The sequence below is a fragment of the Microcoleus sp. MON2_D5 genome (genome assembly GCF_036701905.1).
In the GTDB taxonomy this organism is placed as follows: domain Bacteria; phylum Cyanobacteriota; class Cyanobacteriia; order Cyanobacteriales; family Microcoleaceae; genus Microcoleus.
Window position 1 is genome coordinate 19,096 of record NZ_JAUBRM010000078.1, and the last position, 10,561, is coordinate 29,656.

General features: G+C 46.8%; 5 protein-coding genes. 4 read left to right on the top strand and 1 reads right to left on the bottom strand.

The genetic code is table 11. The annotated features are described in order from the left end of the window. The first annotated feature begins 88 nt into the window (after window positions 1–88). The 4 genes from QUA47_RS23840 to QUA47_RS23855 all read left to right on the top strand — a co-directional run bounded on the left by QUA47_RS23840 (window position 89) and on the right by QUA47_RS23855 (window position 10,037). Complete coding sequence (locus tag QUA47_RS23840) at window positions 89–3,370, top strand: DUF3854 domain-containing protein (protein WP_333432583.1); 3,282 nt, start codon at window positions 89–91, stop codon at window positions 3,368–3,370. Window positions 3,371–4,490: 1,120 nt separating this feature from the next. Beyond that, a complete protein-coding gene (gene hsdR, locus QUA47_RS23845; RefSeq protein WP_333432584.1) occupies window positions 4,491–6,869 on the top strand; it encodes an EcoAI/FtnUII family type I restriction enzme subunit R in 2,379 nt (792 codons plus the stop codon). Between the two features lie 58 nt (window positions 6,870–6,927). After that, window positions 6,928–8,400, top strand: coding sequence for a class I SAM-dependent DNA methyltransferase (locus tag QUA47_RS23850; protein ID WP_333432585.1), 1,473 nt, complete (start codon window positions 6,928–6,930; stop codon window positions 8,398–8,400). Continuing rightward, window positions 8,400–10,037: a restriction endonuclease subunit S gene (locus tag QUA47_RS23855; protein ID WP_333432586.1), complete on the top strand. Its 1,638-nt coding sequence runs from the start codon at window positions 8,400–8,402 to the stop codon at window positions 10,035–10,037. The genes QUA47_RS23850 and QUA47_RS23855 overlap by 1 nt, the downstream gene beginning before the upstream one ends. A 225-nt stretch (window positions 10,038–10,262) precedes the next feature. Here QUA47_RS23855 and QUA47_RS23860 read toward each other — a convergent pair. Further along, the coding region (locus tag QUA47_RS23860; protein ID WP_333432587.1) for a hypothetical protein at window positions 10,263–10,561 on the bottom strand (299 nt) is incomplete at its 5' end.

The following is a 10,561-nucleotide window of genomic DNA, read 5'->3' on the forward strand; positions in this document are numbered from 1 at the left end:
ACTCAATTCTACCACAATCCCCACAAAACACGCAACATAACCGGGGATTGTTTGAAACCACCTTTGGAGCGATCGGGGGGTTGGCGTAATGAGCACCACACAACCTACACAAGAAAGCCAAGGACTTCATACCGCGCAATCCACGCCGGAGTTGGAAGGATTGAGAACGCTATGCAGCATTGATACAAAATCCCTGACGCCGGAACATCAAGCCCATACCGAAGGCGAGATTGAGAGGGGTGCTGTAGTGGTGGCACAATTACCTCTACCTCAACTGACCAAGATTTCTCCCGCGCACCTAGCAGAATGGGTTGAAGGCTCAGGCGTACCAGAGGCGATCGTCCGTCTCGCTGTTCAAAGCTTAAATGATCGCACGGTTATAGCGCAGCGTATCAACTGGAAAAAATATCTTGACAAACACGCTCTCGGTTGGTGGGTATCGAGCATTGATCTAAGCACGATGCAGCTTAGCGATGTCGGGCAATTCAAACCTGATGAACCTGTCATGATGTCGCCAGAGGATGAGGACGGCTCAAAGTATCTCACAAGGAAGGATAAGCCCTACGACGCGATCGCACTTCCGCACCCAGATAAAGATTTTTGGCCGCGAGTCATAGATGATCCATCTCACCCCGTCGAATTAATTGAGGGCCCCAAAAAAGCAGGATGTCTGGTAGGGCTGGATTATGCGGCGCTTGCACTTTGTGGCGTAACGATGGGGTTGCAGAAGGGCGGTAAGAATCTTGTCAAGAATCTTGAAATTTTAGCAGTGGAAGGACGGCCAATTAGAATAGTTTTTGATGCTGACTTGGCAACCAATCCCGACATCCGACGCGCACTCAAGGCACTCGCAACAGTTCTAAAAAAGAAGGGTTGCGTAGTGTCTGTTGTCATAATCCCGGTAGAGTTGGAATCTAAGGGTATGGATGACGTGTGGGCAAACCACGGCCCCGAAAAGGTCAAAGAAATTATGGATAATGCTGTCCCATACTCAGCATGGTTAAAAAGCCTTGAAGCAAGGGTGCAAGCCACTCAATCGAGTGATCGCAAAAAAGCTAATGGTTCCAAAACCAAAGGCAAAGGCAAGAAAAAAGAGAAAGACTTTGGGATTAAATGGGGAGAAAATACTCTAGCCAAAGAGATAGCTGAGAAATACCGCGTTAAGCTTGCGTGGCATATTCAGGCTCAAAAATGGATGCGCTACGAAGCAAATAATGAGGGTATTTGGGGTGAGGAACCGGAAGAAATTGTTAAATCTGTAGTAATTGCCGAGTTAGACCAAATTGCTGGACATAAGGCGGTTGCACAGCGTCAAGCTCAAATTGCAGAAGCAATAGCAGCGGATCAAATTGACATAGCAGAAGCGTTAGAAGCAGAACCGCTAGAAGTCAGGAGCTACACCCATGGCTTTGTTTCTGGTGTGATGAAATTTTTGCAGAGCTTCTTAGCTGCCAAGCGTTGGGATGAGGAGACACCAGGTTTAATTCCTCTCAAGAATGGTGTTTACAACTACCTCACCGGAGATTTTTCCAAACACAGTCCAGGGCATCATTTAACTTGGACTTTGCCCTATGACTATATACCTCTTGCAACTTGCCAGCCAATAACTGATTGGTTGTTATCGGCAACAGGAGACAAACAGACGGCGCGACTACTAATTGCTTTCTTGCGCTCGATCGTCACGGGCCGGACAGACATACACAGATTTTTAGAATTAGTAGGGCCCGGTGGAAGTGGGAAAAGTACCGCTACTCGACTAGCGCAAGCATTAACGGGTACGGAAAACACTCACACAACGACACTTGCAAAACTAGAAGGGTCACGATTTGAGACTGCTTGCCTCTGGAATAAACGGTTAGCAGTCATCAATGACTCTGAACGCTACGCAGGCAACGTAACAGTTCTCAAGGCAATGACGGGTTCTGACACAATTCCTAATGAAGCTAAATTTGTGCAGAGTACGCAAGGTTTTGTTTTCCCTGGTAAAGTCATCCTGACCTGTAACGAGATAGTTCAGAGCGCTGACTATACCAGTGGGCTTGAACGTCGCCGCATCACCATCCCATTCAAGAATCGCATCCCAGTCGGGCAACAGAAAAACCTGATCGAGATTAAAGGTGATCGAGTCACAGGTGAATTTGCTGCTTATCTGCCTGGTCTTTTCAATCTGGTAATGCAGATGAGCGATAAGGAGATGGAATGGCTGTTAAAGGATACTGAGGAATCTGTACCAATTCTGAACCAACAAAAGTCAGAAACGTTACTCGACATTAATCCGATCGCAGATTGGCTCAATTATTGCGTTGTACACGACCCAACGACTCGCGTTCAGGTTGGGCTAGCTCTACCAGACAAAGACCACGACTCGCAAACTAGCTACTTAAATATCAATACTTGGCTCTACGCCAGTTATTGCGAGTACAGCAAAAATTCAGGCTCTCGGTCTGTCGCCGTTCGCCGCTTCGTAAATCTCCTAGATGATTTGGTCATTAACCAAATAAAACTTGATGGTGTAGCTCGGGAAAAAGGCAGCAGTGGGCGTTCATATTTTCGAGGGCTGAGAATCAGGCGGGACGGGGATGATGACGATATTCCTTCACCAGTCACAGGCAAAATAATAAATGAGTCTGTGAGGGATAGTCAGGATACTGTGAGGGATACCATGAGGGATGAAACCGTTGGTAATCAGGAATCACAGGGCAGTGAGGGCAAAATTGAAAAGTCAGAAAATATTTTTAATGATTTTTCAAATTTGGCTGAGAAAAATTTGGCTGATGAGAAAATCTCAAATTTCTGTAGCGAGAAAGTTGAGAAAGGGGATGTTGCCCTCGAATTCCTATCAGACAAGGATTTGACCCCTCACGCTATTCCTCACACTATCCCTCAGTTGCCCTCACAGAAACCCACTGAATCTGTCACCTCCCCGGAACCGGAAACAGCACCAGCATTACCAACAGTCCCGCCGATCACGCCGTCAACGGGGTCGTCACAGTCAAATCTGCTGTTGCTGCAAGATTATGCCCGACGCATTGGGGAGGCGCTTGGATACCAGTCTCCGGCTACTGCTAAGGCGATCGCTGAGTATATCCAAGAGTCGATCGTCAATCAGGAAATTACCGAATCTGAGTTAGCCGAAGTCGCTGGGATTAGGAACTGGCAAGCGTTTACCGCGCTTCGGAATTTAACAGAAGACGAACAAAATTTGGTCGAGATTGTCCAGCAGGCGATCGCAAGCAACGACGCAGAGACGGCGAAATCCGCCTTGAGTTCGCTGAAAGAAGTCTGCAACTCCGGTGCTGCCGATCGCCAGAAAGTTTGGAACAGCTTGGCCGAATCCGAACGGATAGCGTTCAAAGCGCTGGTTCAATAGGGTGCGGTAGCCGACGATCGATCGGCTACCAGTCACTGGCTGTGGCAGAATTTGCCCGGTTTGAGCGGCTTATGGGTTCTCCGGTTCCAGGCGGAAATCCAATATCTAAAATCTAAATTTGCGGCTGTGTCCGTCGTTTAAAAATGACTATGACCGATTTGGCTCCGCCGGGTGTTACCAAGTTGGTAACACCTTTGTAAGTGGAATCGAGGCGATCGGGTGATGTCGGTACTGCCGACGCCATTGGGTTTAGTTCGATCGTCCTAGGAAGAAAGGGTGGGCAAAACTAATATTTATTAATATTTGCTCATATTTAGTAATAAAAAACTAACAAAAACTAACGAAAACTAACAAAAATTTACCCCCGATCGCCCCTCGGTGCTGTCACTGGCTGCCTCTTCCGTCCTCGGACTGAGGAGGCAACCAGAGTTAAAAACGTAAAATTTGCATAAATTTTGCATAAATGAACATAAATAAGCATATTGTCGCTGTGCGATTTTTCGGTGCTAACCACGGAGAAATTATGGGCGCTCGGGGTTTGTCGCTGACCAGTATTGATCGCCTAACTAATCCTCGGTAAGTCGGTAAGGATTGCGTTGAATTGATTTATTTTGACTTTATTTGACTTTATTTGACTTTTAGCCCGATCGCCCATAGCTCCTGACAATCTGGGACTGAATACGGATTAAATACATTTAATACACTGTTCGATCGGCTGTTGGAGTGCATTTAGCGTATTTACTGCAACTCCGGGCGGGGGTGCGATCGAGGTTTTGATTACTTATATTTTCTTATATTTACTTAAGTTGAGCTGATCGCCCTGACTTCTCCTTGCCTTTATAGTAAGCGAGCTAGTGATTAAGATTGACAAAAATACAAAAGGGGTGGCTATGTTCGATCGCGGCCAATGGTTTTTGGTCGGTATGTCGATCGCCCCGTCACCTAGCTTCAGCCATTTCAATTATCAAAATTCTGTGAGTTTACCAGGTACGAAATACTGCCTAATGAGTTAGCTTCGATGTAAGCTCTCCCAGAAACCTTTCCGCCAGCTAGGTTCATAAGTGCGGATGGAGCTAATTTTTTAGGCATACTTTATAGAGAGACTTTCAGGCGACAAATAATGAATAAGAAAGACCTGAGTGAAGCCGATATTTGCGATCGCTACATTACACCTGCCCTTTATGAGGCGGGTTGGAAAAAGAGTCAGATTCGCCGGGAATATGGCTTTACAGACGGTCAGATGATAGTTCGGGGTCAGATGGCGGCGCGAGGAGCTAGGAAACGGGCAGATTACCTGCTGTATTATCCAGCAAATCAGCCGATCGCAGTCATTGAAGCCAAAGACAACAACCATAGTGTGGGGGCAGGGATACAGCAGGCACTTGCCTACGCAAAGGCTCTGCAAGTTCCCTTTGTCTTTTCCTCGAATGGGGATGCCTTCTTATTCCATGACAAGAGTGGAACCTACGCTCAGATAGAACAGCAACTCAGCCTGAATGCCTTTCCGTCACCAGAGGAACTATGGCAGCACTATAAACAGTGGCAGGATTTACAATCCGTTAATCAGGATTTGCTAACGTCCTCCTATTTCTTTGAGATTGGCGGGAAGAAACCCCGCTACTATCAACAACTTGCAGTCAATCGCACAATTGAAGCGATCGCTCGTGGTCAGAGACGGTGTTTGCTGGTGATGGCAACCGGAGCGGGTAAAACTTACACGGTCTTTAATATTATCTGGCGACTGTGGAAGACGAAAGTTGTCAAACGGGTTTTGTTTCTGGCAGATCGCAATGCACTGGTAGACCAAACGATTATTAATGACTTTCGCCCCTTTGGTGAAGTCATGACCAAGCTAGACCGCAGCCTGGTTGATAATGAAACTGGGCTGATTACTACCGCCTATGAAATCTATCTGGGACTGTATCAAGCAATCATCGGCAATGAAGAACGAGATAACCTCTACGAGAAATTCGACCGAGATTTCTTTGACCTGGTGGTGATTGATGAGTGTCACCGGGGCAGCGCAGCAGATGACTCCAATTGGCGACAGGTACTCGATTATTTTTCAGAGGCGATTCAGGTAGGGCTGACCGCAACGCCAAAGGAAACCAAATACGTCTCAAATATTGATTATTTTGGTGAACCGATTTATGAATACTCACTCAAGCAGGGAATCGAAGACGGTTTCCTGGCTCCCTTCCGCAGGATACAAGTTGGCTTAGATAAAGACCTGGAAGGTTGGACACCAGAAGCAGGAGAATATGACGATAACGGTCACCTAATTGAGGAGCGGGACTATAACCTGCTGGACTATGACCGAAACATTACTTTTGACAAACGAACTCGACGGGTTGCAGAGTATATCACTGAGTTTCTTCACAATGGCGACCCAATGCGAAAGACTATTGTGTTTTGTGAGGATATTGACCACGCCGAACGAATGCGAGAAGCCTTGGCTAACGTAAGGCTGAATCGAGGGCTTGTTCTCAAAGACCATCGTTACGTCATGCGAATTACTGGGGATGAGAAGGAAGGTAAAGCTCAAATCGATAACTTTATCAATCCCAAAGAAAAGTGTCCAGTGATTGCCACGACATCTAAGCTAATGACGACGGGGATAGATGCCCAAACCTGCCATGTGATTGTCTTGGATCGGCGTATCGAATCCCTAACGGAGTTTAAGCAGATTATTGGTCGGGGTACACGCTTACGCCCGGACTATGGCAAGAACTTCTTCACGATTATTGATTTCCGCAACGCCAGCCAACGCTTTGATGATCCGGATTGGGACGGGCCACCAATTCAGGATGATGACTTTGGTAAAGAGATTCAACCAACCAGAACGGTCGCTAGTACAGAAGCAAAAGGGAATGATGATGGCAGGGACGTGGGCGGTAATGACGATCGCATCGGCACTGACTTGTCAGTTCGTATCAAGTACCGAGTCGGTCGGCAGGAGTTTGAGGTAGCAAAGGAACGGGTGAGCTATTACAACAAGGATGGACAACTAACTATAGAGTCGCTAAAGGATTATACTCGTCGAACTGTCAGCGAGGCATACCAGTCTCTCGACCATTTTCTCAAAAAGTGGAACGAAGCCGATCGCAAACAAGCGATTGTTGAAGAGTTGGAAGGGCATGGGGTGATTCTAAAAGCTTTGGAGGATATGGTCGGTAAGGACTATGACCTCTTCGACTTGATTTGCCATGTTGCCTTTGACCGTCCTCCCCTGACTCGTAAAGAACGGGCTGATAAAGTACGGAAGCGGGATGTGTTTGCCAAATATGGTGCAACTGCCTGTATTGTATTGAATGCTCTATTGGATAAGTATGCCGATCGGGGCATCATCGCGATCGAAGATACGACTGTCTTACAGCTTGACCCATTTGCCAAACTGGGAACTCCGATGGAGATCGTCCGCAGCTTTGGTAACAAACAGCAGTACAAAGCCGCGATTCGAGAGCTAGAGTCCCTATTGTACGAAAACCGAGGGGCTTGAGCCTTTTACCTAACTAGAGTACAACTGTTTCTTAGTATCTTTTGAGAAGGACGTTTTTATGTCGCTGAGTGCCACCATTAAATCGATTCAAGACATCATGAGAAAAGATGTCGGGGTGGATGGCGATGCCCAGCGCATTGGTCAGCTTGGCTGGATGGTGTTTTACAAAATTTTCAGCGACCAGGATGCAGAATTAGAGTTGAATGATGATAATTACAATTCACCGCTGCCGTTGGATTTGCGTTGGGATGAGTGGGCAGATAGCAAGAAATTGGGCAAGAATGCACCCACGGGAGAGGACTTGTTGCAATTAGTTGATGGACAATTGTTTCCCACACTCAAGGAATTGGCGGTTGATGACCTGGAAGGAATTGCTCTAGAACGAGCGAAACTGCTGCGGAGTGTTTTTCAGGATGCCTACAACTACATGAAGTCGGGTACGCTGCTGCGGCAGGTGGTGGACAAGATTAATGAAAGCATTGACTTTAACCAGTCCCAAACCCGCCATGTGTTTGGTGACATTTACGAACAAATTCTCAAAAACCTTCAGAGTGCTGGGAATGCCGGAGAGTTTTATACGCCGCGTGCGGTGACTCAGTTTGCTGTAGATATGGTGAATCCGCAACTGGGCGAGAAGGTGTTTGACCCTGCCTGCGGTACAGGTGGCTTTTTGACCTGTGCTTATGAACATCTGAAAAAACAAGCGCATTCGCCTGAACAGTTAGAACGGGTGAAACGAAGCATTCTGGGGGTGGAGAAAAAACAACTGCCTCACCTGCTTTGTGTGACGAACATGATGGTGCATGGCATTGAAGTGCCGACAACTGTGCTGCACGACAATACACTCCGCAAACCGCTCCGGGACTACGGGCTCGATGACCAGGTGGATATTGTGGTGACGAACCCGCCCTTTGGTGGCATGGAAGAGGATGGAATTGAGCGGGGTTTTCCTAGCGAGTTTCAGACGCGGGAAACGGCAGACCTGTTTTTAGTGCTGGTGATGGAATTGCTGAAGGATGGGGGCAGAGCAGCGATCGTTCTCCCGGATGGTACGTTGTTTGGGGAGGGTATTAAAACCCGCATTAAACAGAAGCTGCTGCGCGACTGTAACCTGCACACGATTGTCCGGCTCCCGAATGGGGTGTTTAGTCCTTACACCAGCATTCGTACCAATGTTTTGTTTTTCACCAAGGGTACACCTACGACAGAGGTCTGGTATTACGAGCATCCTTACCCACCAGGGGCCAAGTCTTACAACAAGACTAAGCCGATGCGGATTGAGGAGTTTGATGTCGAGAAAGCCTGGTGGGAGAACCGCGAGGAAACTCAATATGCCTGGAAGGTGTCTGTGGAAACGATCGCTTCCAACGGCTACAACCTGGATATCAAGAACCCTAACGCCCCAGAAAATATCCATGAAGACCCAATAGCGCTGCTAAAGCAATATCAGGAAGCTGTTATTAAAGCAGAGAATGACCGCCAAGCCTTGAAAAACAGCTTGGTAGCAGCCCTAGAACGAGGTGAGATTTGATGGATTTCAAGACGTTTCTAGAAAACTTTGATGCGATCGCAGAAGCTCCCGGTGGTATTCCAAAACTGCGATCGCTTATTTTAGAGATGGCAGTGCGGGGAAAGCTAGTGCCGTCAAATCCAGAGGAGCGTGAAGCAAAGTTTGACATTGATGACATACGCAATCGAGTCAAAGAATTAGAGAAGGAAGGAAGGATACGTAAACAGCAAAAGGCGCTTCCTCTATCGGAGGAACTTCCTTATAGGATTCCCATCAAGTGGAATTGGGTAAGATTTGTGGATGTTGCATCAATTGAATCGAATCTCGTTAAGCCAGATGACTTTTCACACTATCCACATATTGCTCCCAATCATATAGAAAAAGATACAGGTAAGTTACTGCAATATCAAACAGTTTTTGCTGATGAAGTAACCAGCCCGAAGCATCGCTTTTTCCCAGGTCAACTTATCTATTCTAAAATCCGTCCTAACCTTAATAAAGTAGTGCTGGTGGATTTTGAGGGGCTTTGCAGCGCAGATATGTATCCAATATCTACAGGTCTGTATCCCCGTTATTTACTTTTGTATATGTTGTCCCAAACTTTTCTGATTCAAGTCACTTCAAGCGATAACCGTTTGGCCATGCCAAAAGTAAATCAAGACCAACTATCTCAAATATTGATTGCAGTTCCTCCTCTTGCTGAACAGAAGCGGATTGTTGAGAAGGTGGATGAGTTGATGGCGTTGTGCGATCGCTACGAAGCCGCCAAGCAAACGCGAGACAACCTGCGGCAAAAACTGAGGGGAAGTGCGATCGCCTCCCTCATGAACGCCGAAACTGATGAGGAATTGGATGATGCTTGGGCCTTTGTCCGCGACAACTGGCACAACCTGAGCCAACAGCCTGAAGACGCAGATGGCTTACGGAAAACGGTATTGCAATTGGCTGTCAGGGGAAAACTTGTTTCTCAATGCTCAGAGGATGAATCTGCTTCAGAACTATTGAATCGACTAGGGATTAAACCGCTAAATTCTAGTTCTGAGAAATTGCTATTTGCTTTACCCAAAACTTGGCAATGGCTAGATACCGAATTAATTGCAGATGTAATTGACCCTCATCCAAGCCATAGAACTCCGCCTGAGGTAAGGGATGGGGTTCCTTATATTGGGATGGGAGATATTAATAAGCAACTTGAAATTAATTTTAATGATGCACGAAAAGTCTCAAAAGAAGTTTTCAAAGAACACACAGAGAGATATGCGCTCAAACTTGGTGATTTTATTTTTGGCAAAATCGGTACATTGGGGCAACCAGTAAAGCTAACTGAGCCGTTCAACTATACTCTGTCTGCCAACGTTGTACTCATTCAACCACATACAAAAGTAGTTCATTCTGATTATCTTTACTTGTATATGACTGGTCCTGTGATGGACAAAATTTTATCTTCTTCTAGCCGAGTGACAACCCATGCTGCCTTCGGCATAAAAAGAATGCGGAAACTTCCTGTCCCTCTTCCACCCCTAGCCGAACAAAAACGCATCGTCGCCAAAGTCGATGAACTGATGAAACTTTGCGACCAACTTGAAGCCAGCCTGCGCGAGAGCCAGCAACGGGCAGAAAGCCTTGCCGCATCAGTCATCAGTCACCTGACAATTTAGATATTAGTAGGTTAGGCTTCAACAAGTACACATGGGCTATTCTGACTGAACCGTGCAGCCGATCAACGCAGCATTACAGCTTTTGCCACGTCGATCAGACTTTTCGTACTAGACCACAAAAAGCCCGATCGCCTTGCTACCAGCCCCACTCCGGCAAGTGTGGATCGCTCTTAAGACACCCGCTCCGACCGTACCAACCCCGTGCAGCCGATCGAACCTCTCTCACTACTCTGCTTCAGGCTTAGGTTCCTTCGGTTTTTTCTCAAAGACTTGGATACTTGGCTCTAATAGCACAAAGCCGTTAGAGGTTGATTCACCCATTTTGCCGCCGATAGCAGCCACCCACATGGGGTAGTTGGCAGCAGCATCCTCAAGCTTCTTCCATATTTTGGGCTTAACGCTAACGGACACTACCCGACCGTCACAGTCAAGCTCAAAGGTTTTCCAGTTGTCTTTGTTAGTCTCTACGTTGTTCGGTAGTTCGTTAATTTTGATGATGAGTTCAAGCTTGCCAATTGTCATAG